We start from the raw sequence: 20,201 nt of genomic DNA, 5'->3' as shown, positions 1-20,201 counted from the left end.
CGGTCAGCAGCTGAGCAACTCGTCGACCGTGCCGTCCACGGGCCGGCCACGGGCGGCAAGCTCCTCGGCCTGCCGGCCCAGCACCAGCCCCACCTCGGTCATGTCCGCGCCGGCCAGACCGGTGCGGCGCACCGCGTCCCCCGGGTCGCGGAAATAGGTGCGGCTCAGCAGACCGGTCACCGTGGCCGCGGCCAGCCGCGCCTCGCCGAGCATCAGCAGCGCCTGGTCGGTCTCGTACCACTCGGCCAGCCGGGCGGCCCGCGCGTGCGCCGCGCTGCCCCGATACCAGGCCTGCCGGGCCGCGGTGCTGAACTCCGCCGGCCGTGCCCGGGCCAGCCGGCCCAGGTGCTCGTCGCGCAGCGTCCGCAGCCAGCCGGTGGGGTCGTGCAACGCCCGGGTGGTGACGTACCGGTCCGCGGTCAGCGGCCAGAGTGGGGAGAGCACCCGGGCCTGCCCGAGGTAGTCCTCGGCGGCGGCCACGGTCAGGTCGACCAGCACCCCGTCCACCCGCCGGGTCGCCGGGGGCGGGCCGGTGCCGGGTCGGTAGGTGACCACCAGCATCCCCACCTCGCGGTCCCCGCCGCCGTCGTCGTCGCCGTGCGCCAGCGGGCCGTGCACCGCGACCGCGAGCACGTCGGCCGCGAAACGTCGCTGGGCCGCCTGGGCGACCCGCTCCGCCACCGTCCACCGTCGATCGTCGAAGCCCCGGTCGACATCGGCCTGTTCGCTGCTCGCGCTCACGGGGCCGCCTTCGTTCCCGACTGCGGGGCTCGCAGGACCGGCTCACTCCTCGCGCTCACGGGGCACCCTTCGTTCCCGACCGCGGGGCTCACCGGATCGTCCCCGCCTGGCGACTGAGCGTCAGCCTAGCCAGCCGGTCGTGGACCAGCCGGCGCGCCGCGCCCGGTCGGCACCAGCCGGAAGATGCGGATCTCCCGGCCGCCGGCTCGCTGGACGTACGTGCGGTACGCCGGCCACTCGGTGACCAGGAGTGCCCACAGCCGGTCCCGTTCGGCGCCGGTGGCCACGTCGGCCCGCACCGGAACCCGTCGACCCCGCACGTCCACCTCGGCGGCCGGCTCGGCGAGCAGGTTCAGCGCCCAGCCGGGCTGCTGGGTCTGCCCCCAGTTGGAGCCGATCACCACGTACGCGTCGCCGTCGGGCACGTAGATCAGGGGATTGCTGCGCGGTTTGCCGGAGCGGCGGCCGGTGGTGGTAATGATCAGGGACGAGACCAGGCCGAGCGCGACCACCCGGCCCCGGGTGAGCCGGCCGACCACCCGGTCGGCGGGAACCAGCAGGCGGGCGGCGGCGCCGAACCAACGGTGGTGGCCGACTCGACGGGTGAGGGATCCCAGCACTGACACGCCGCCCAGTCTGCCGGTTGCCGCGCCTCGGTGGCCAGCCCCCTGCGCCGCTTCGGCAGCCCGCCGGAGCGTCCCGCTCAGTCCAACCGCCGCTCGATCGGCAGGCGGGCACGCGTGAACAGGCCGGCGCCGAGCATCGCCACCATCGGCACCAGCACCAGGACGCCGAGCGCCGGCCACGGCACCAGGAACGGGTACGGCTCGCTCACGGGCCAACTGGTGGCGTACTGCCGGTTGACGGAGAACAGCACGATCGCGGCGGTGCCCAGCCCGGCCACGATGCCGAGTACCGAGCCGAGGCCGGCGATGACCCCGGCCTGGCAGATCGCCAGCAGCCGGCGTACCGCCGGGGCCGCGCCGACGGCCGCGAGTGTGGACAGCTCGGCGCGCCCCTCGGCGGCGGCGAGCGCGGTGGCGATTCCGGCCGCGCCCACCGTGATCAGCCCGGCCGCCGCGGCGAGCAGCAGGAGCAGCGGTGACACGTCGCGGGGGGCGGCGCCCTGCTCCACGCTCAGCGAGAACGTCCCAAAGGACCTCAGTGCACCGGTGAACCGCTCCTGCCGGTTCTCGTCCGGCGGGGCCGGGGTGTCGATCACCCAGCCGGTCTGGGACGAATTCAGGCCGAGCTGTCGGACCGCGGACGGGGACAGCAGCAGGCGGGGCTGCCCGACTGCCGCGGGCAGCGCGTACCCGGGCAGATCGCTGGCACCGTTCGGCCCGTCCGTTCCGGCCTCCGCCCGGCTCACCTGCACGGTCACCAGGCCGTCGTGCAGGTAGCGCGGGTCGGTCACCACGACGCCCCCGGCGCGCAGCACGGCGGTGGCGGCAGCGGTGGCCGCCGGGTCCGCGCCGGTGAGGATCGGCAGGGCGCTGCCGTCGTCCACCAGCGTCTCGACGTAGCCGCCGTAGTAGTCCCCGTCGCGGAGCTGGCAGCGCGGGTCGGCCCGGGCCTGCCGGCGCTCCGCCGGGGAGAGGTTGTCCCCGGGCAGCCAGGGGCAGGCCCGCTCCGGCGGCAGCCTCGGTGCGACGTAGCAGTAGTCGCCGGGGTTGCCACCCGCTGGGCAGGCCACGGTGTGCACCGCGGCCACCGCGCCGGCGCCCAGCTGCGCCTGGGCCGCGGTGGTGACCTCGGCCAGCGTGGGTCGGGGCAGCCGGGTCGGCTCGGTCGCACTGACCAGCACGTGCCCGGTCGGCAGCATCGGTTGGTAGGCACGCGTGTCGCGGGCCCCGTCGCTGGCCAAGTACCCGCCGAGCGCGACGCTGCCGGCCACCGCCGCCATCACGGCGCAGATCGCCGGTGCCGCGACGGCCCGGTTGCGGCTGGCGTCGCGTAGCGCGATCCGGGGTGCCAGGGGCAGCACCCGGCCGAGGCGGGCGAGCGCGCCGATCAGTGTGGGTGTGCAGCAGACCAGGCCCAGTTCGCCGAGGATCAGGCCGGTGAGGATCACCGCCGGTGAGGTTCGGGTGGCCCCGAACGCCGCCAGCGCCGCCCCGCCGACCACCAGTGCCAGCCCGATGGTCAGCCACCGGGCTCGGCTCGGGGGAGGGGTGCGTCGCCCGGCGAGCCCGGCGATGACGTCCTGCCGGGCGGCGGTCCAGGCCGGTGCCAGCGCGGCCAGCACCCCGGCCAGCACCGCGACCCCCCCGAGCAGCATCAGCGCCGACGGCCAGCAGCGGTACCCGCCGAAGCGGGCGCCGAAGACGTACTGCTCCACGAGCGGACGACCGGCGAACGCCGCGCCGACGCCGAGAATCAGGCCGGCGGCGGCGCCCAGCACGCCCAGCACCACGCCGTCGGCGAGCACGACCCGACGCAGTTGGGCGGCGTCCCCACCGGCAACCGCGACCAGTGCCAGGTCCCGCCGCCGGCGGCGGACGCCGACCGCGAAGGCCGGCCCGACCAGCAGCACCACCTCCAGCAGCCCGAGGCCGGCGATCAGCACGCCGGTGCTCAGGTCCGTGGCGCTGCTCGGACCGATGGACCCGGGCCACGGCCGCGACTGTCCCGCCGCCGGGATGGTCGGGTGGCGCGGAGTGACCAGCACGCCATGGTCGTTGAGCCGGGACACCAGCGCGGCGTCGACGGTGCCGGGCACGTCCACCAGCCAACTGCTGTCCGGCAGCGGATCGCTTCGTGGCACGGCACCCGGGTGCAACGCCACCACCGGGCCGAGATCGTCGGGAAACTCGACCACCCCGACCACGGTGTACGCCCGCGTGCCGTCGGCGGTGGCCACGGCGTCGCCGAGGCGTACGTCCAGGCGGCGTAGCGCCGCCGGGCTCACGGCGACCTCGCCGGGCTGCCGCGGCGCCCGTCCGGCCCGGAACCGCACCAGCCCTCGGGCCAACGGGTCGGTGAGGTCCAGTACCCGTCCTTCGACGTTCTCGTCGCGCTCCGGGCCGCGCACCGTCAGCGGGAGTAGAGCGCGCACCTCGGTGACCCGGCTGCCGGGGCCGAGCAGCGTGGACACCTCGGCGGCGGTGGCCACCCGACCGTTTGTCCCGTAGTCGCCCTCCCGGGTGTACCAGCCTTCGCCCCACTCGTCCTGCGCGATCGGGGTGTCGGTGATCCACCGCAGCTCCGCGTCGGCGACGCCGAGTCGGCGGTCGATGCGCTCCTGCGGGGTCAGCTCGGCCATGTCGTAGCTCACGGCCAGGAAGGCCAGCACCAGCACCGGCAGGGCGATCATGGCGAGCACCAGGGCGGTTCGCCGGCGGGCCCGGCGCGACTCCCGCCGGGCGATCCGCAGCGCCGCCCGCCAGGAGCCGGTCAGCTCGGCCAACCGACGCCGGCCCGCGGGTGCCGGCGGCGCGACCGGCGGTGCCGCCGGGACGTCGGCACAGCCGGAGGCCCGCCGCGCCCGGCGGACCGTCACCGGTCGCTACCGGACAGCAGTTGCTCGACGCTGCCCAGCGGTGCCGTCGTGTCGACCAGCACGCCGTCCCGCAGGAACACCACCCGGTCGGCCCAGCCGGCGTGTCGCGCCTCATGGGTGACCAGTACGCCGGCCGCGCCCGCGTCGACCCGGCGGCGCAGCAGGTGCAGCACCGCCTCGCCGGTCTGCGAGTCCAACGCCCCGGTCGGCTCGTCGGCGAGCACCAGCCGCCGCTCGCCGACAAGCGCGCGGGCGATGGCGACCCGCTGCTGCTGGCCGCCGGAGAGCTGGTCGGGGAAGCGGTCGCCCAGCGCCGGCAGGCCCACCTCGGCCAGCGCGGCCAGGGCCGCCGCGCGGGCCCGGCGCCCGCCGGCGCCGTCGAGTTCCAGCGGGAGGGCGACGTTCTCCATCGCGCTCAGGCTGCCCAGCAGGTTGAGCTGCTGGAAGATGTAGCCGATCCGGCGGCGGCGCAGCTGGGCCAGCCCTCGGCGGTCCAGCGCACCCAACGGCTGCCCCTCGACCCGGACCTCGCCGCGGGTCGGGCGGTCCAGGCCGCCGGCGAGGGCCAGCAGTGTCGACTTGCCGGAGCCGGACGGACCCATCACGGCGACCAGCTCACCCGGCCGGACGACCAGGCTGACGCCGCGCAACGCGTGCACCGCCGCCGGGCCGACCCCGTGGGTGCGGTGGACGGCGCGAAGCTCCAGCACCGCGTCGTCCGCTCCGCTCACCGTCGCGCCTCCTCGTCGGCCCACCGCGCCGCGTCGGACATGTCGGCGTCGCCGGCTCTCGGCACGGGCGGCGCGGGGGTGCCGGGCTGGTGCCGGACCAGGCTGGTCTCGCAGTGGTCCAGCCAGCGCACCTCCGCCTCGGCCTGGAACACCATCGAGTCCAGCACCAGCCGCCAGGGCAGGTCCTCCGGCCGGTTGCTGCCGTACTTCAACCGGGTCAACTCCTGCAACGCCCGCATCGTCGCGCTGCGCTGGGCCTGTACCACCGAGCGGACATCCACGCCGGGGGTGGTCAGCGCCAGCGCCAGCTTGATCGCCAGCTCGTCGCGGGGGCGGTCGGTGCGGCTGATCGGGGTGGCGAACCACAGCGCCAGATCCGCCCGGCCGGCGTCGGTGATCTCGTACGGGCGTTGCCCGGCCTCGCTCTCCGGCAGCGGGCGCACCAGACCGTCCCGCTCCAGCCGGGAGAGCGTGGTGTAGACCTGCCCGATGTTCAGCGGCCAGGTCGAGCCGGTCGACTCCTCGAACGCGGCGCGCAGCTGGTAGCCGTACATCTGGCCGCGTTCGAGCAGGGCGAGCAACCCGTGACGGATGGACATGGGAACGGAGTATGCATACCTGGTATGGCGCTCCGCAACCGGAGCGGACCGGTTCAGGTGGGGCGGCCGGGAAACGCGACAGTTTGCGGGGTGAGCCCGGCGGTCTTGCGCCAGCGGGTGGCCCGCACGGCGTACTCGACGAGGGCGGCCAGCGCCTGGTCCCGGTCGGCGCCGGTGGTGGACGCCAGCGCCGCCCGCCAGTGCGCCGCGGTGCGCTCCTCCACCTCGACCGCCAGCCGCAACGCGCTCGCCTTGTCGGTGACCGCGAACGGCAGCGCGTACCCGGCCCGGTCCGGTGGCACGTCGCCACCGGAGGTGCTGAGCTGCACCACCAGCGCGTCGCGCCGGCGGCGGTGCGCGGCCTCCGCCTGGCGCGCGGCGTCCCGTGCCGCCCCGGTGAGCCGGACGCCGATCCGCCCGTAGGCGTAGATGGCCGCGTACTCGGCGGAGAGGGCGGCGGCGAGCGCCTCCGCGGCGGATGGCTGCCTCACTTCAGTGCCTCCTGGTGGGTGGCCCGCGCGGCGGCGATCGACCCGAGCAGCGCTGCCCGTTCCGCCGGTGCCGCGGCGCAGGCGGCGGTCGCGGACTGCTGGCCGGTCTTCTCCAGCGCACGCAGGGCGGCCAGCGCGCCGGCCGGTTCGGCCGCCGGGGCGGTGGTCGGGGCGGCGGCGGGCGTCGACGGCAACGCGACGCCGATCACCCGGGCCAGTTCGGTGGCGTGCGCGGTGTGCGCCTCGGCGATCGGGCCGAGCCGGTCGGCCAGCTCCGGGTGCGCCGCAGCGCTCGCCCGGTGTGCCGCGGCCAGCCCGAGTGACTCGTCCACCATCGGCCGCAACGGGTCAGGCGGCGGCGCCGGCTGGCCATCGCGGTCGAAAAGATCACAGCCGGTCAGCGGCGCCGCGGCACCGCCGAGCGCCAGCAGCGCTCCGGCACGCAGGAGCTTTCGCCGGGAATGTCCGGATGCTTGGTCGCGCTGTGTCGTTCTGCCGATCCCCACCGGGCAAGTCAACACCATCCGGCCCGGTCCGGGGGCCACCCGCGTCGGTGCGCCGCCCGGTCCACCAGCGGGCAGGCGCGTTACGCTCTGCGCAGCCACCGGGGCGTTCGCTCCGGTGGCGTGCCGGCATGGCGGGACGACCGTCGCCGTCGACCAGGGAAAGGGTGCGGAGATGACGCAGCGTGGCCGTGCCACCAGGTCGACGGATCGACCCCGTGGTGGTGTGAGTCCCCGCAGCGGTGATCTCACCGCGCGCCGTAACCGGTTGCGGGCCGTGATCGAGCCCGTGGTCAACGGCGTGGGCTACGACCTGGAGGACCTGTCGGTTTCCCGGGCCGGCCGCCGGCACGTGGTGCGGGTGATCGTGGACGCCGACGGCGGGATCGACCTGGACGCCGTCGCGGACGTCTCCCGCGCGGTCTCGGCCGCGCTCGACGCCGCCGAGGAGACCGGCGGCGACATCGTCGCCGGGGAGTACCAGCTGGAGGTCAGCTCACCGGGCGTGGACCGGCCGCTCACCCTGCCCCGGCACTGGCGGCGCAACGTCAGTCGGCTGGTCAAGGTCACCGTCCGGGGCGCGGCCGTGCTGCCCGATCAGCGCGGCGAGCAGCCCACCGGGGACCGCCAGGTCACCGGCCGGGTGGTCGGTGCCGACGACGAGGGCGTGCAGTTGGAGACCGACGACGGCCGGGCCTCCTGGGCGTACGCCCAGTTGGGCCCCGGTCGGGTGCAGGTCGAGTTCACCAGGCTCGCCGAGCTGGGTGAGCCGGACGAGTTCGACGACACGGACGATACCGACGACGCGGACGAGACCGACGAGATCGACGATTCAGACGACATCGACGACGAAGATGATGTGGAGGACGAGGAGAGGTGAACATCGACCTCGCGGCGCTGCGCGCACTCGAGCGCGAGCGGGAGATCCCGTTCGACACGATTCTCGCGGCGATCGAGACCGCGTTGCTGACCGCCTACCGGCACACCGACGGTGCCGAGCCGCACGCCCGGGTGGAGATCGACCGCAAGTCGGGCGCAGCCCTGGTGTACGCGCAGGAGATGGACGAGGACGGCAGTCTGGTGCGGGAGTGGGACGACACTCCCCACGACTTCGGCCGGATCGCCGCCATGACCGCCAAGCAGGTGATCCTCCAGCGGCTGCGGGAGGCCACCGACGAGGTGCACTTCGGCGAGTACGTGGGTCGCGACGGTGACCTGGTCACCGGCGTGGTGCAGGCGCACGAGGCGCGGTCCGAGAAGGGCATCGTCAGCGTCGACCTGGGCAAGCTGGAGGGCGTGCTGCCGCAGTCCGAGCAGGTGCCCGGCGAGCGGTACGTGCACGGCGAGCGGATCCGCTGCGTGGTGGTCCACGTGGCCAAGGGCATGCGTGGTCCGCAGATCACCCTGTCCCGGTCGCACCCGGCGCTGGTCAAGAAGCTGTTCGCGCTGGAGGTACCGGAGATCGCCGACGGCACGGTGGAGATCGGCGCGATCGCGCGTGAGGCAGGTCACCGCACCAAGATCGCCGTACGCTCCGCCACCCCCGGCGTGAACGCCAAGGGTGCCTGTATCGGCCCGATGGGCCAGCGGGTGCGTGCCGTGATGAGCGAGCTGCACGGTGAGAAGATCGACATCATCGACTGGTCGGACGACCCGGCCACCTTCGTCGGCAACGCGTTGTCGCCGGCCAAGGCGCTGCGGGTCGAGGTGGTGGATCTGGCCACCCGGACCGCCCGGGTGACCGTGCCGGACTTCCAGCTCTCTCTTGCCATCGGGCGGGAGGGGCAGAATGCCCGCCTCGCGGCCCGGTTGACCGGTTGGCGGATCGACATTCGCTCCGACGCGGAGCAGACCAGCCCGGCCGCGCGGGGCGCGGCTGATCACGTCCGGGAGCCGGGCGGCGCGATCTCGGGCAGCTAGGGGTAGACTTCCTCCAGTGGTACGACGCGCGCAGCCGGAGCGCACTTGTGTGGGTTGCCGGCAACGTGCGCCGGCCAGCGAATTGCTGCGGGTCGTAGCGATCGGGGACGAGGCTGGTCACAGCCTCCGGCCTGATCCGCTCCGCAGGCTGCCGGGTCGGGGAGCGAACATGCACCCGGATCCGGCCTGCTTCGCGCTGGCAGTGCGGCGCCGCGCCTTCGGGCGTGCGCTGCGCATCACCGGGGTCCCCGACCACGGTGCGCTGGCGGAGCACGTCGATGCGCCAACCACTACGTCCGGTCAGCCCGACCGGGCGAGGGTCGCTAGCAAGGTAGGACGACCGACATGAGCACACGATGAAGTCCCTGAAATGACCAGGCTTCAAGTGCACGAGTGAGGTCGCTGCGGGTGCTGCCCGCACGACCTCGGAGTGAGGAGTGCAGTGGCAGGCAAGGCCCGCGTACACGAGCTTGCAAAAGAGCTCGGGGTCGAGAGTAAGACCGTTCTCGCCAAGCTGAAGGAAATGGGCGAGTTCGTGAAGTCCGCGTCCAGCACCGTCGAGGCGCCAGTCGCCCGGCGGCTGCGTAACGCATTCGTCGCGTCCGCCGGTGCTTCGGCGCCGGCCGCCCCGTCGGCGCCCGCGCCGACTGCGGCGCCGGCTTCGACCCCGACGCCATCCCCGACCCCGGGCGCGCCCCGGGTCTCGGCCAAGCCGATGCCGCCCCGGCGGCCGTCGGCCCCGGCCCCGGCCCCGGGTCCGAAGCCCAAGGGCCCGGTTCCCGGTGCGCCGCAACCGGCGGCTCCGGTCGCCAAGCCGGCGAGTGCCCACGACATCGAGGTGGCGGCCGCGGAGGCGCGTGCCGCCGCGCTGAAGGCTGAGCAGGAGGCCGCGGTCAAGGCCGCGCAGGCCGCCCGTCAGCAGCAGCGGGACAACGTCCGCCGGGAGCCTCCGGCAGACGGCAACCGTCCCGGCCCCGGCCCTCGGCCGGGTCCCACGGCGATGCCGCCCCGTCCCGGTTCACCGGCCGCCCGTCCGGGCACGCCGGCTCCGGGTCCGGGTGCCCGGCCCGGCGGTCGCCCGCCGGCGCGCGGCGCCGGTAACAACCCGTTCGGTATCCAGGGTGGCCAGCAGCAGCGGCCCCCGGCCGCTGGCGCGGGTGGTCCCCGGCCGAGTGGCCCGGCGGGTATGCCGCCGCGGCCGAGCCCGAACTCCATGCCGCCGCGGCCCAGCCCGGCGTCGATGCCGAGCCAGCGTCCGGCTGCCGGTCGTCCCGGTCCCGGTGGCGCTGGTCGCCCCGGTGGCGGTGGCGGCGCTGGTCGTCCCGGTGGCGGTGGCGGCGGCTTCCGCGGTGGTCCTGGCGGCGGTGCCGGTGGCGGCGGTGGTTACCGCGGTGGCCCCGGTGGCGGCGCGGGTGCCGGCGGTGGCGGTGGCTACCGTGGCGGTCCCGGCGGCGGTGGCGGTGCTCCCGGTGGCGGTTTCCGTCCGGGTGCTCCGTCCGGTGGCGGCGGTCGTCCGGGTGCCGGTGGTCGTGGCCGTGGCGGTGGCGCCGCGGGTGCCTTCGGGCGTCCGGGTGGCCGGCCGACGCGCGGTCGCAAGTCCAAGAAGCAGCGCAGACAGGAGTTCGACAACCTGTCGGCTCCGACCATGAGCTCGGGTGCTCCCCGGGGTCAGGGTCAGGTCGTCCGGCTCTCCCGTGGCGCCTCGCTGTCGGACTTCGCCGACAAGATCAACGCCAACCCGGGTTCGCTGGTCCAGGAGATGTTCAACCTGGGCGAGATGGTCACGGCGACCCAGTCCTGCTCGGACGACACCCTGCAGCTGCTGGGTGAGCACCTGGGCTTCGACATCCAGATCGTCAGCCCCGAGGACGAGGATCGCGAGCTGCTCGCGCAGTTCAACATCGACCTCGACGCGGAGGTGGCTGAGGAGCGTCTGGTCAGCCGTGCGCCGGTGGTGACCGTCATGGGTCACGTCGACCACGGTAAGACCAAGCTGCTCGACGCGATCCGCAAGGCGAACGTCGTGGCTGGCGAGGCGGGTGGCATCACCCAGCACATCGGTGCCTACCAGGTGCACGTCCCGCACGATGGCGTGGACCGCGCGGTGACCTTCATCGACACGCCGGGCCACGAGGCGTTCACCGCCATGCGTGCCCGTGGTGCGCAGGTGACGGACATCGTGATCCTGGTGGTCGCGGCCGACGACGGCGTGATGCCGCAGACCATCGAGGCGTTGAACCACGCCAAGGCGGCCGACGTGCCGATCGTGGTCGCGGTCAACAAGGTCGACAAGCCGGAGGCCAACCCGGACAAGGTCCGCCAGCAGCTGACCGAGTACGGCCTGGTCGCTGAGGAGTACGGCGGCGAGACCATGTTCGTCAACGTGGCAGCCAAGCCGGGCATCGGCATCGAGGAGCTTCTCGAGGCTGTCCTGCTGACCGCCGACGCGTCGCTGGAGCTGACCGCTCCGATCGACGGGCCGGCGCAGGGTGTGGCCATCGAGGCGCACCTGGACAAGGGTCGCGGTGCGGTGGCGACGGTGCTGGTGCAGAAGGGCACCCTGCGGGCGGGCGACTCGATCGTCGCCGGCGGAGCGCACGGCCGGGTTCGGGCCATGCTCGACGAGAACGGCAACCAGGTTGCCGAGGCCGGGCCGGCGCGTCCGGTCATGGTCCTGGGTCTGACCGCGCCGCCCGGCGCGGGTGACACGTTCCTCGCCGCGGCGGACGACCGTACGGTGCGGCAGATCGCCGAGCAGCGCCAGGCGCGGCGGCGGGCGGCGGCATTCGCCAACTCCCGTGGTCGGGCCACCCTCGAGACGCTCATGGAGCAGCTCAAGGAGGGCGAGAAGACGTCGCTCAACCTCATCCTCAAGGGCGATGGCTCCGGTTCGGTGGAGGCCCTCGAGGACGCGCTGTTCAACCTCGACATCCCCGAGGAGGTCCAGCTCAAGGTCCTCGACCGGGGCGTCGGCGCGATCACCGAGAGCAACGTCATGCTCGCGAGCGCCTCGTCCGAGCCGGTCACGATCATCGGCTTCAACGTGCGGGCCTCGAACAAGGTCCGTGAGATGGCCGACCGCGAGGGCGTGGAGATCCGGTACTACACCGTTATCTACCAGGCCATCGAGGAGATCGAGGCTGCGCTCAAGGGCCTGCTCAAGCCGGAGTACGAGGAGGTCGAGCTGGGCAGCGCGGAGATCCGCGACGTCTTCCGCTCGTCCAAGATCGGCAACATCTCCGGTTGTATCGTCCGGTCGGGTGTCATCCGGCGCAACGCGAAGGCGCGCCTACTGCGGGACGGGACGGTCGTGGCGGACAACCTCACGATCAGCTCCCTGAAGCGGTTCAAGGACGACGCCACGGAGGTCCGCGAGGGCTTCGAGTGTGGTCTGACCCTGGGTGGTTACAACAACGTCCAGGCCGGCGACATCATCGAGACCTTCGAGATGCGGGAGAAGGTTCGCGCCTGATCCGGCAGTGACACGCTGATCAAGGGGTTTACGCCGAACCGGCGTAAACCCCTTGATCATGCAGGGCAGGTTGCCGGTATCGTCCGGGGCGATGTTTACCGGAACCGCGGTCTTCGACCTGCTGCTGCCGGGCGACTCCCGGTCGCTCAAAGCCAAGAGATCATATGTACGGCCGATCGTGGCGGCGCTGCGCCGCTTCGAGGTGTCGGTCGCCGAGGTGGGAGCGCTCGACCTGCACGGTCGAGCGCAGATAGCGGTGGCCGTGGTGGCCGCCGAGGCGGCGCACGTCCGCGAGGTGCTGGACTCCTGCGAGCGTCTGGTTGCGGCTCGGCCCGAGGCCGAGTTGCTGTCGGTCCGGCGCCGGCTGTACGGCGCGGACGACGACTGACCAGGGTGCCGGCTGTGCCGGCGACCCGGTCCGGCCGCGAAGGTAATGTTCGAGATGTTGGCCGGTCGGCCGGCGGCCCCCGGGTCGCCGGGTCGGCCGGGAGCAGGACGCCGTGGAGGTGGCGAGATGTCTGATCCGGCCAAGGTACGCCGGCACGCGGAACGGGTGCGTGAGCTGGTTGCGTCGGTGGTGCGGAGCCAGATCAAGGACCCGCGGCTCGGCATGATCACGATCACCGACGCCCGGATCACCGCCGACCTGCGTGACGCGACGGTTTTCTACACGGTGCTCGGTGACGTGGCGGCCCAGTCGGACACGGCGGCGGCGCTGGAGAGCGCCAAGGGGATGCTGCGCAGCACGGTCGGCAAGGCGCTGGGGTTGCGGCACTCGCCGACGCTCACCTTCGTCCTGGACGACGTCCAGGACCAGGTCAAGCACATCGACGACCTGCTCGCCGCGGCCCGTAACGCCGATGCCGAGGTGCAGCGGCTCGCCGCCCAGGCGGAGTACGCGGGCGAGGCGCAGCCGTACCGGGTCGACGAGGAGGACGACGAGACGGACGAGGCCGACCAGGCCGCCGACGTCGACGAGACCCCCCGGGGTGGGGAAGCGCGGTGACCGGCACCGCCGGCGCTCAATTCGCCACGGCGGTCGGCGCCGGCCCCACCGAGGCGGACTGGGCCGCGGCCGAGGCGTTGCTACGTGCTCTCCCGCCGACGGGCCGGGTGCTGCTGATCTGCCACGTCAACCCGGACGGTGACGCGCTGGGCAGCATGCTCGGCTTCGGTCTGGGCCTGCGCCAGTTCGGCGTACGCCGGTTGCAGGCGACCTTTCCCGGGCCGCCGGAGGTGCCCGAGCCGTTCCGTGGGCTCCCCGGGCTGGATCTGCTGGTCCCGGCGAGCGCCGCGGACGCCGACCCGGACCTGGTGATCTGCTTCGACGCGGCGAGCGAGTCGCGCCTCGGCGAGTTGGCCGGGCGGTTGTCGTCCGCCGGCTCGGCGCTGGTGCTCGACCACCACGCCTCCAACGGCGGCTTCGGCACGGTCAACCTGATCGACCCGACCGCTGCGGCGACGTCGGTGGTGGCGGAGCAGTTGCTGGCCCGGCTCGGCGTGGCGCTGGATCCGGCCATCGCCGAATGCCTCTACGTGGCGCTGACCACCGACACGGGCTCGTTCCGGTTCGAGGCGACCACCCCGGCGGTGCACCAGTTGGCCGCCCGGCTGCTGGCCACCGGCATCTCGCCCGGTGACATCTCCCGGCGGGTCTTCGACACCCGGCCCTTCGGCGCGGTCCGGCTCTTCGGTGAGGTGCTCGGCCGGGCTCGGCTGGAACCGGCCGCGGCCGACGGTCGAGGGTTGGTGTGGACGTTCGCCACCCTGGACGATCTGGCCCGGCACGACCAGCGGCCGTACGTGCTGGAGGCGTTGATCGACTCGGTGCGGTGCACCGCCGAGGCGGACGTGAGCTGCGTGCTGAAGCAGACCACGCCCGGCGAGTGGGCCGTGTCGATGCGCAGCAAGGGCGCGGTCGACGTCAGCCGGGTGGCGATCGCCCTGGGCGGCGGTGGCCATCGGTTCGCGGCGGGGTTCACCGGTCGGGGCACGGTCGATCAGGTGGTCGAGGCGATCCGGGGCCAGCTCGACACGGCGTTGATCCGTCCCGGCGTCTGACCTCGACGCCGCGCGTTCGCCCCGCAGGAAGATCAGGGTCAACTCCGGGGAGTGTTGGTCTTTCCGCGCTCCGTGAGACCGGGAAGAATTGCGGGATGGAGCAGCCGCACGACCTCACCCTGGAGGCCCCCCGCACCTGGGACCGGCCCGCCGTCTCCGTACCGGTACTCCTCTGCCTGTCGCTCGTCGGTGGCCGGTTCGCTTCGTTCTCCACCGAAGCCAACCTGTACACCCTCGGCACCGGCGGCGTGCTGATCTGGCTCGGTCTGAGCAACCGGGTGCCCCGCCGCCCGGCGCCGCGCCGGCTGGGCGTGGGCGCGGCCTGGTGGGCGCTGCCGGTGGTGGTCTTCGGGGTCTTCGAGGGCGTCACCTTCGTGATGGCGGTGGGCGACGACTTCCCCACCTTCTCCCGCCTGGCCGATCCCCTCCTGGAGGACCATCTCACCCGCTCGGCGGCCTGGTTCGCCTGGCTGGGGGCGTTCTGGGGGTTGGTGCGGCGATGATGCGGGCACTCGCGATCGGCGGTTTCATCACCGCGTTTGCGCTCTTCGCCGTGGTCGAGTGGTTGGCCCGCCGGGAGGGCTCCCGGATCCCCACGCTGGGCGAGGTCTGCGCGTACGTGATGCGCTACGAGGTCGGCCCCGTGCCGGTGGGCCGGATCGGTCTGTTCGGCTTCTGGTGGTGGCTGGGCTGGCACTTCCTGGCCCGCTGAGCCGGGCCCCGCGATGTCCAGATGGCGGGAACCGTGAGCAGTATGTGGACCTGAACGATAGCTTGGGAGACGGTCGGCATCGCGTTGCGGTGCAGGTCATGGGCGGTGGTGCCACACCTCGCGCTGCCTCCCTCCAGGGTCGGACCGACCCGGGCTCACGCTTCCCAGCCGGCTGCTCCGGTAACCCCGGACCGCCGTGGGGGCGCTCAGCACGACCGCCCGTGAGGGCCGCCGCGTGCCGGTGGCTCGCACCCTGGAAGGAGCGCCACCATGCCGAACAAGCCCAAGCCGGAGACCACCGACGACGCCCGCGAGCAGGCCCGCCGCGCGTTGCAGACGTCGATGGACACCCGCCAGTGACCCGATCCGTCCGGCGGTGACGCCGCCGACGGCCTCCGTCCACGGCGTCACCGCCCGTCTGACCTCGGTCCGCCCGGGCCGCGCCTCGCACTGATCCCGTAGCGCACGACGGCGTAGCCCCGCCGGTCTTCGCCGGTAAGTGCTGGCCTACCTTGCGATCCTTACCTGGCTCGTGACAGGATCGCCGGCGATGGACACCAGCACGCTTGCCGCGTCCCCCCGCCGGATCGCCGGCCTCGCCCTGCCCGCCCTCGTGGTGCTGGCCGCCGAGCCGCTCTACGTGCTGGTCGACACGGCCGTGGTCGGTCACCTCGGCCGGGTGCCACTCGCCGCGCTCGCCGTCGGCGGCACGGTCATGACGCTCACCGCGTGGCTCGGCACCGTGGTCGCCTACGGCACCACCGGGCGATCGGCCCGCCGCTTCGGCGCCGGCGACCGGGCGGCGGCGGTGGCCGAGGGTGTCCAGTCGTCCTGGCTGGCGTTCGGCGTCGGGCTGCTGGTCGCCATCGGCATGCAGTTCGGTGGGGGCGCGCTGGCCCGTACCCTCGCCGGAGGTGGCGGCGAGGTGGCCGACGCCGCCGCGCAGTGGCTGCGGATCGCGGCGCTCGGCGCCCCCGGCCTGCTGCTCGCCGCCGCCGGCAACGGCTGGCTGCGCGGAGTACAGGACACCCGCCGCCCGCTGGTCTTCGTGCTCGGCCCCAACCTGCTCTCCGCGCTGCTCTGCCCGCTGCTGGTCTACCCCGGTGGGCTCGGCCTGGTGGGTTCGGCGGTGGCCAACGTGATCGCGCAGACGCTCGCCGGGGTGCTCTTCGCCGCGGCGCTGGTCGCCGAGCGGGTGTCGCTGCGACCCCAGCCCCGGCTGATCCGCCAGCAGTTGGTGCTCAGCCGGGACCTGCTGATCCGTGGCGTGGCGTTCCAGGCCAGCTTCCTCTCCGCCACCGCCGTCGCCGCCCGCTTCGGCGCCGCCGCCGTCGGCGCCCACCAGATCGCGCTGCAACTCTGGTTCTTCACCGCGCTGGTGCTCGACGCGCTGGCCATCGCCGCGCAGTCCCTGGTGGGCGCCGCCCTCGGGGCCGGCGACGAGGCGGGCGCCCGGGCGCTGGCCCGCCGGATCGCGCTGCTCGGCGGCGTCTGCGGCGTCGCCTTCGCGCTGCTCATCGCCGCCGGCGCAGGAGTCGTGCCGTCGTGGTTCAGCTCCGACCCTGGGGTACGCGAGCAGGCCATGGTGGCCTGGCCCTGGTTCGTGGCCATGCAGCCGCTGGCCGGGGTGGTGTTCGCGCTCGACGGCGTGCTGATCGGCGCTGGCGACGTGCGTTACCTGCGCAACCTCACCATCGTGGCGGCGCTCGGCGGCTTCCTGCCGGCCATCTGGCTGGCGTATGGGCTCGACCTCGGGCTGGGCGGCATCTGGGCCGGGCTCACCCTGTTCGTGGTGATCCGGCTGGTCGCCCTGCTGTTGCGAATGCGCGACGGCCGCTGGGCGGTGGTCGGCGCGGTCCGCTGACCGGGTCGCCGGGCCCGCCGGTCAGCATTCCTCGCCGTCGCCGGGACGCCAGCCCGGGCCGTAGATGTCCCCGGTCGGTGCCGCCGCCGGCAGGCGTCGTTCCGGCTCAACCTCCAGGTCGATCAGGCCTTTCCGGAGCGCAGGGCAGGTGGCGTTGAGCACGGTGACGTCGGCGCTCTCCACCCAGAGCCCGCGCGAGGTCGACCGGACGTCCTCCGGATGCGGTACGTGCCAGACCACCTCGTCCCGAAGGGTGACGAGTTCGGCGCCGGGCGGGTACGCCTGCGGTCGGGGCAGGTCGAAGGAGTAGACCCAGATGAACCGGGTGGAGATCTCCAGCACCCGGATCCCGTCGCGGTCGACGGTCGACCGGTACTGCACGGTGCCGCTGGCCCGAATGCCGTCCCTGAACTCCAACTCTGGGGACGCGTCGCGGTCGGTCCGGGTGGCGTAGCCCAGGCTCGCGCCCTCCGCGAACTCCTTACGCACGTGGTCCCGGTCTTCCGGCGCCAGCAGGGCGAGGAACTTGTCGGGCTTACCGAGGAGCATCGAGACATCGAGCCGACCCTCGACCAGCGCCTGCTTGACCATCGCCAGCGCGTCGGCAACCTGCTTGGCGGTGAACGGGGCGGCGGCCCGGGCCGCAGGCAGGGTGATGGCGGCCTCGCCCACGGCGTACTTCTCGGCCGGCGTGGCGACGAACGGCCCGAGGCTGTTGCCGCTCTCGTCGACCGGCCGCGGCGCCGGCGAGGGCGATCTGGCCAGTCCCGGCCTCAGCGGCTCTCCGTTGTGGATCCGCTGCACGGCGCTGAATCCGCTCCAGCCCAGGATGGCCACCAGCACCAGGGCGACCACCGCGCCGACGCCGCCGAGCAGCTTTCCGGCGTGCCGCTCCCACAGCAGTCGGAGCCGATCCCGCCGGGTCAACGCGTGTTCCGTCGCGGGCTCCCGCATCCAGTCCGGTACCCGGATCCGCTCGGGTTCGGTGGCGACGCTGTATCGGGCCACGGTGGTGGGCGGGCTGGCGGGGTCTTCGCTGGTCATCTGTCGTCCTGGGTCGACGGGAGCGGGCGAGTGATCTTCGCATCCGGCACGCCGCCCTGGTGCCCCGTCGCCGGGCCGGTCTGGCAGGCTTGGGCGTCGTGAGCACCGATGGTCTGATCGTGGTCGACAAGCCCGGCGGCATGACGTCGCACGACGTGGTGGCGCGGATCCGCCGGCTGGCGAAGACCCGGAGGGTCGGGCACGGCGGCACCCTCGACCCGATGGCCACCGGTGTGCTGGTGATCGGGGTGGGCCGGGCCACCCGACTGCTGACCTACGTGATCGGCGCCGGCAAGAGCTACACCGGCACCATCCGACTCGGCCAGGCCACCATCACCGACGACGCCGAGGGCGACGTGATCGCCAGCACCCCGGCGGGTCAGGTCACCGACGACGGGATCCGTGCCGCGCTGAGCGCGCTGACCGGTGAGATCGACCAGGTGCCGAGCGCGGTCAGCGCCATCAAGATCGACGGGCAGCGGGCGTACAAGCGGGTGCGCGACGGGGAGACCGTCGAGCTGCCGGCGCGGCGGGTCACCATCTCCCGGCTGGAGGTGCTGGCGATCCGCCGCACCGAGCCGGACGTGGTGGACGTGGACGTGGACGTGACCTGCTCCTCCGGGACGTACATCCGGGCCATCGCCCGGGACGCGGGCCTCGCGCTGGGGGTCGGTGGCCACCTGACCGCGCTGCGCCGGACCGCGGTGGGCGGCTTCACCATCGCCGAGGCGGCCACCCTCGACGAGCTGGAGCAACGCGCCCCGGACGTGGTCAACCTGCCGCTGGACGCGGCCGCCGACCGGTTCTTCCCGCGCCGGGAGGCCACGCCCGACGAGGCTCGGGTGCTCGCCCACGGCGGTCCGCTGGACCCGACCGGCCTCGCCGGGCCGTACGCCGTCTTCGGGCCGGCCGGCGGACTGATCGCTATCGTCAGCGAGCGGGACGGCCGGGCCCGCGCGGAGATCGTGCTCGCCCCGGCCTGACGGCGGGGCGCAGGTCCGCCGGCCAGCGGCCGGCGGTTTCACCCGCCGGTCGGCGGGCCAGCAGGGAGGAGCGGCATGCAGCGGTGGCGGGGGTACGACGCGGCGCCCGGTGGGTGGGGGCGCTCGGTCGTCACCATCGGCGTCTTCGACGGCGTGCACAAGGGGCACCAGTCGACCATCGGGCACGCGGTGGCCCGGGCCCGGGAGTTGGGTGTGCAGTCGGTGGTGGTCACCTTCGACCCGCACCCGGCCGAGGTGGTCCGCCCCGGCTCGCATCCGGCGGTGCTCACCGAGCCGGCCCGCAAGGCGGAGCTGATCGAGGCGCTCGGCGTGGACGTGCTCTGCGTGGTGCCGTTCACCCCGGAGTTCTCCCGGCTGCCGGCCGAACAGTTCGTGCACGACATCCTGGTCGAGCACCTGCACGCGGCGCTGGTGGTGGTCGGCAGCAACTTCCGCTTCGGGCACCGGGCGGCCGGCGACGTGGCACTTCTGGAGCGGCTGGGCCGCACCTTCGGTTTCGGCGTGGAGGGCGGCCCGCTGGTCGCCGAGGACGGGACCGTCTTCTCCTCCACCTACATCCGCTCCTGCGTCGATGCGGGCGACGTGGGCGCGGCTGCGGCCGCACTGGGTCGCCCGCACCGGCTGGAGGGCGTGGTGGTCCGCGGCGACCAGCGCGGACGGGAGCTGGGCTTCCCCACCGCCAACCTGCTCTGCCACCGGCACGCGGCGGTGCCCGCCGACGGGGTGTACGCGGCCCGGCTGGTCCGTCGCGGGCAGCGCGAGCCGCTGATGGCAGCGGTGTCGGTGGGCACCAACCCGACCTTCTCCGGCCGGGAGCGGCGGGTGGAGGGGTACGCGCTGGACTTCGACGGCGACCTCTACGGCGAGCGGCTGGCCCTGGACTTCGTGGCGCACCTGCGCGGACAGATCCGGTACGACTCGATCGAGCCGTTGATCGCCCAGATGGAACAGGACGTCGTACGCACCCGGCGCGCTCTGGCCTGATCGTCGCGCGAGACGATGCGGCCTCGGCCGAGCCCTTGACCGGGTGCTATCGGCGAGTGCTGGTAGTCTTGCGGAGACGTCGGGTGACCGGCGTGGGGCCTCGCGTGCCTGCTCGACGCCGCGGGTGCGAGGTACCGGTCCGTTCCCGGTCCACCGGGACGACGGACACCTACTTGATCAACCCACCGAAACAGGGAGAACATGGCGCTCGACCAGGAAGCCAAGGCCACGATCCGTGCGGAGTACGCGACCGCCGAGGGCGACACCGGTTCGCCGGAGGTCCAGGTTGCGGTCCTCACCAAGCGGATCGCTGAGCTGACCGAGCACCTGAAGGTGCACAAGCACGACCACCACAGCCGCCGTGGGCTGCTGCTGCTGGTCGGCCGGCGCCGTCGGCTGCTCAACTACGTCCAGAAGAAGGACATTGCCCGCTACCGGTCGCTCATCGAGCGGCTCGGCCTGCGCCGGTGACGTGACGGGGGAGTGGCCGACCGGCCGCTCCCCCGATCGGCGTCCCACCTGAAAAACACGGGCCGCGCGACCACCCGAGAGGGAGCCGGTCAGCGTACCGGT

21 protein-coding genes are annotated in these 20,201 nt (G+C 73.6%); 13 read left to right on the top strand and 8 right to left on the bottom strand.

Annotated features, from left to right (window positions below; genetic code table 11):
• Positions 1-3 precede the first annotated feature (3 nt).
• From ACFY29_RS23810 to ACFY29_RS23780, 7 genes are all read right to left on the bottom strand, one after another.
• Entirely contained in the window at positions 4-741 is a 738-nt protein-coding gene (locus ACFY29_RS23810; protein WP_355611004.1) for a nucleotidyltransferase domain-containing protein, read from the bottom strand.
• Between the two features lie 125 nt (positions 742-866).
• Positions 867-1,367 (bottom strand): nitroreductase family deazaflavin-dependent oxidoreductase, encoded by a 501-nt coding sequence (locus tag ACFY29_RS23805; RefSeq protein WP_328424635.1) that lies wholly within the window; start codon positions 1,365-1,367, stop codon positions 867-869.
• A gap of 77 nt (positions 1,368-1,444) precedes the next feature.
• On the bottom strand, positions 1,445-4,243 hold the full coding sequence (locus ACFY29_RS23800) for an FtsX-like permease family protein (protein ID WP_386989683.1): 2,799 nt from the start codon (positions 4,241-4,243) through the stop codon (positions 1,445-1,447).
• Positions 4,240-4,974 (bottom strand): ABC transporter ATP-binding protein, encoded by a 735-nt coding sequence (locus ACFY29_RS23795; RefSeq protein ID WP_386989680.1) that lies wholly within the window; start codon positions 4,972-4,974, stop codon positions 4,240-4,242. Before ACFY29_RS23795 ends, ACFY29_RS23800 begins: the two co-directional genes overlap by 4 nt.
• Positions 4,971-5,573: a PadR family transcriptional regulator gene (locus ACFY29_RS23790; protein ID WP_386989677.1), complete on the bottom strand. Its 603-nt coding sequence runs from the start codon at positions 5,571-5,573 to the stop codon at positions 4,971-4,973. Before ACFY29_RS23790 ends, ACFY29_RS23795 begins: the two co-directional genes overlap by 4 nt.
• Before the next feature lie 53 nt (positions 5,574-5,626).
• Positions 5,627-6,064 (bottom strand): ferritin-like domain-containing protein, encoded by a 438-nt coding sequence (locus ACFY29_RS23785; protein WP_355610996.1) that lies wholly within the window; start codon positions 6,062-6,064, stop codon positions 5,627-5,629.
• Positions 6,061-6,588, bottom strand: coding sequence for a hypothetical protein (locus ACFY29_RS23780; protein ID WP_355610993.1), 528 nt, complete (start codon positions 6,586-6,588; stop codon positions 6,061-6,063). Before ACFY29_RS23780 ends, ACFY29_RS23785 begins: the two co-directional genes overlap by 4 nt.
• Before the next feature lie 154 nt (positions 6,589-6,742).
• Between ACFY29_RS23780 and rimP the strand changes: the two genes are divergently transcribed.
• From rimP to ACFY29_RS23730, 10 genes are all read left to right on the top strand, one after another.
• The gene (rimP, locus tag ACFY29_RS23775; RefSeq protein ID WP_386989672.1) at positions 6,743-7,447 is read left to right on the top strand and encodes a ribosome maturation factor RimP; all 705 of its coding nucleotides are present in this window, start codon (positions 6,743-6,745) and stop codon (positions 7,445-7,447) included.
• Positions 7,444-8,487, top strand: a complete 1,044-nt coding sequence (gene nusA / locus ACFY29_RS23770) for a transcription termination factor NusA (protein ID WP_328424646.1) — start codon at positions 7,444-7,446, stop codon at positions 8,485-8,487. The genes rimP and nusA overlap by 4 nt, the downstream gene beginning before the upstream one ends.
• A gap of 16 nt (positions 8,488-8,503) precedes the next feature.
• Positions 8,504-8,836 (top strand): YlxR family protein, encoded by a 333-nt coding sequence (locus tag ACFY29_RS23765; RefSeq protein WP_328424648.1) that lies wholly within the window; start codon positions 8,504-8,506, stop codon positions 8,834-8,836.
• 93 nt (positions 8,837-8,929) lie between these two features.
• Complete coding sequence (gene infB / locus ACFY29_RS23760; protein WP_386989669.1) at positions 8,930-11,959, top strand: translation initiation factor IF-2; 3,030 nt, start codon at positions 8,930-8,932, stop codon at positions 11,957-11,959.
• A gap of 91 nt (positions 11,960-12,050) precedes the next feature.
• Complete coding sequence (locus tag ACFY29_RS23755) at positions 12,051-12,347, top strand: DUF503 domain-containing protein (RefSeq protein ID WP_328424652.1); 297 nt, start codon at positions 12,051-12,053, stop codon at positions 12,345-12,347.
• A 126-nt stretch (positions 12,348-12,473) separates the two neighbouring features.
• Positions 12,474-12,965, top strand: coding sequence for a 30S ribosome-binding factor RbfA (gene rbfA, locus ACFY29_RS23750; protein WP_386989665.1), 492 nt, complete (start codon positions 12,474-12,476; stop codon positions 12,963-12,965).
• On the top strand, positions 12,962-14,020 hold the full coding sequence (locus tag ACFY29_RS23745) for a bifunctional oligoribonuclease/PAP phosphatase NrnA (RefSeq protein ID WP_328424654.1): 1,059 nt from the start codon (positions 12,962-12,964) through the stop codon (positions 14,018-14,020). Before rbfA ends, ACFY29_RS23745 begins: the two co-directional genes overlap by 4 nt.
• A gap of 95 nt (positions 14,021-14,115) precedes the next feature.
• Positions 14,116-14,523, top strand: a complete 408-nt coding sequence (locus ACFY29_RS23740; protein ID WP_328424655.1) for a hypothetical protein — start codon at positions 14,116-14,118, stop codon at positions 14,521-14,523.
• Positions 14,523-14,732: a DUF6186 family protein gene (locus ACFY29_RS23735; RefSeq protein WP_328426356.1), complete on the top strand. Its 210-nt coding sequence runs from the start codon at positions 14,523-14,525 to the stop codon at positions 14,730-14,732. The genes ACFY29_RS23740 and ACFY29_RS23735 overlap by 1 nt, the downstream gene beginning before the upstream one ends.
• A gap of 550 nt (positions 14,733-15,282) precedes the next feature.
• The gene (locus tag ACFY29_RS23730; protein ID WP_386989660.1) at positions 15,283-16,596 is read left to right on the top strand and encodes an MATE family efflux transporter; all 1,314 of its coding nucleotides are present in this window, start codon (positions 15,283-15,285) and stop codon (positions 16,594-16,596) included.
• A 21-nt stretch (positions 16,597-16,617) separates the two neighbouring features.
• Here the strand turns inward: ACFY29_RS23730 and ACFY29_RS23725 are convergent, their stop codons facing one another.
• Positions 16,618-17,640: a hypothetical protein gene (locus ACFY29_RS23725; RefSeq protein ID WP_386989656.1), complete on the bottom strand. Its 1,023-nt coding sequence runs from the start codon at positions 17,638-17,640 to the stop codon at positions 16,618-16,620.
• A 59-nt stretch (positions 17,641-17,699) separates the two neighbouring features.
• Here ACFY29_RS23725 and truB point away from each other — a divergent pair, with 59 nt between their 5' ends.
• From truB to rpsO, 3 genes are all read left to right on the top strand, one after another.
• Positions 17,700-18,623: a tRNA pseudouridine(55) synthase TruB gene (truB, locus tag ACFY29_RS23720; protein WP_386989653.1), complete on the top strand. Its 924-nt coding sequence runs from the start codon at positions 17,700-17,702 to the stop codon at positions 18,621-18,623.
• Between the two features lie 75 nt (positions 18,624-18,698).
• Entirely contained in the window at positions 18,699-19,628 is a 930-nt protein-coding gene (locus tag ACFY29_RS23715; RefSeq protein WP_328424662.1) for a bifunctional riboflavin kinase/FAD synthetase, read from the top strand.
• 201 nt (positions 19,629-19,829) lie between these two features.
• The gene (gene rpsO / locus ACFY29_RS23710; protein WP_074317913.1) at positions 19,830-20,099 is read left to right on the top strand and encodes a 30S ribosomal protein S15; all 270 of its coding nucleotides are present in this window, start codon (positions 19,830-19,832) and stop codon (positions 20,097-20,099) included.
• Positions 20,100-20,201: the final 102 nt, after the last annotated feature.

The organism is Micromonospora sp. NPDC000668 (assembly GCF_042897975.1).
Taxonomy (GTDB): Bacteria; Actinomycetota; Actinomycetes; order Mycobacteriales; family Micromonosporaceae; genus Micromonospora.
Note: the sequence above shows the minus strand (reverse complement) of the source record. Positions and strands in the feature narration are given on the sequence as shown.

Bases quoted from the DNA above. Each gene is read 5' to 3' on its own strand.
- ACFY29_RS23780 (WP_355610993.1), bottom strand. From the start codon at position 6,588: ATGGTGTTGACTTGCCCGGTGGGGATCGGCAGAACGACACAGCGCGAC.
- ACFY29_RS23790 (WP_386989677.1), bottom strand. From the start codon at position 5,573: ATGTCCATCCGTCACGGGTTGCTCGCCCTGCTCGAACGCGGCCAGATG.
- rpsO (WP_074317913.1), top strand. From the start codon at position 19,830: ATGGCGCTCGACCAGGAAGCCAAGGCCACGATCCGTGCGGAGTACGCG.
- rbfA (WP_386989665.1), top strand. From the start codon at position 12,474: ATGTCTGATCCGGCCAAGGTACGCCGGCACGCGGAACGGGTGCGTGAG.
- ACFY29_RS23735 (WP_328426356.1), top strand. From the start codon at position 14,523: ATGCGGGCACTCGCGATCGGCGGTTTCATCACCGCGTTTGCGCTCTTC.
- ACFY29_RS23755 (WP_328424652.1), top strand. From the start codon at position 12,051: ATGTTTACCGGAACCGCGGTCTTCGACCTGCTGCTGCCGGGCGACTCC.
- ACFY29_RS23725 (WP_386989656.1), bottom strand. From the start codon at position 17,640: ATGACCAGCGAAGACCCCGCCAGCCCGCCCACCACCGTGGCCCGATAC.
- ACFY29_RS23740 (WP_328424655.1), top strand. From the start codon at position 14,116: ATGGAGCAGCCGCACGACCTCACCCTGGAGGCCCCCCGCACCTGGGAC.
- ACFY29_RS23730 (WP_386989660.1), top strand. From the start codon at position 15,283: ATGGACACCAGCACGCTTGCCGCGTCCCCCCGCCGGATCGCCGGCCTC.
- ACFY29_RS23715 (WP_328424662.1), top strand. From the start codon at position 18,699: ATGCAGCGGTGGCGGGGGTACGACGCGGCGCCCGGTGGGTGGGGGCGC.
- rimP (WP_386989672.1), top strand. From the start codon at position 6,743: ATGACGCAGCGTGGCCGTGCCACCAGGTCGACGGATCGACCCCGTGGT.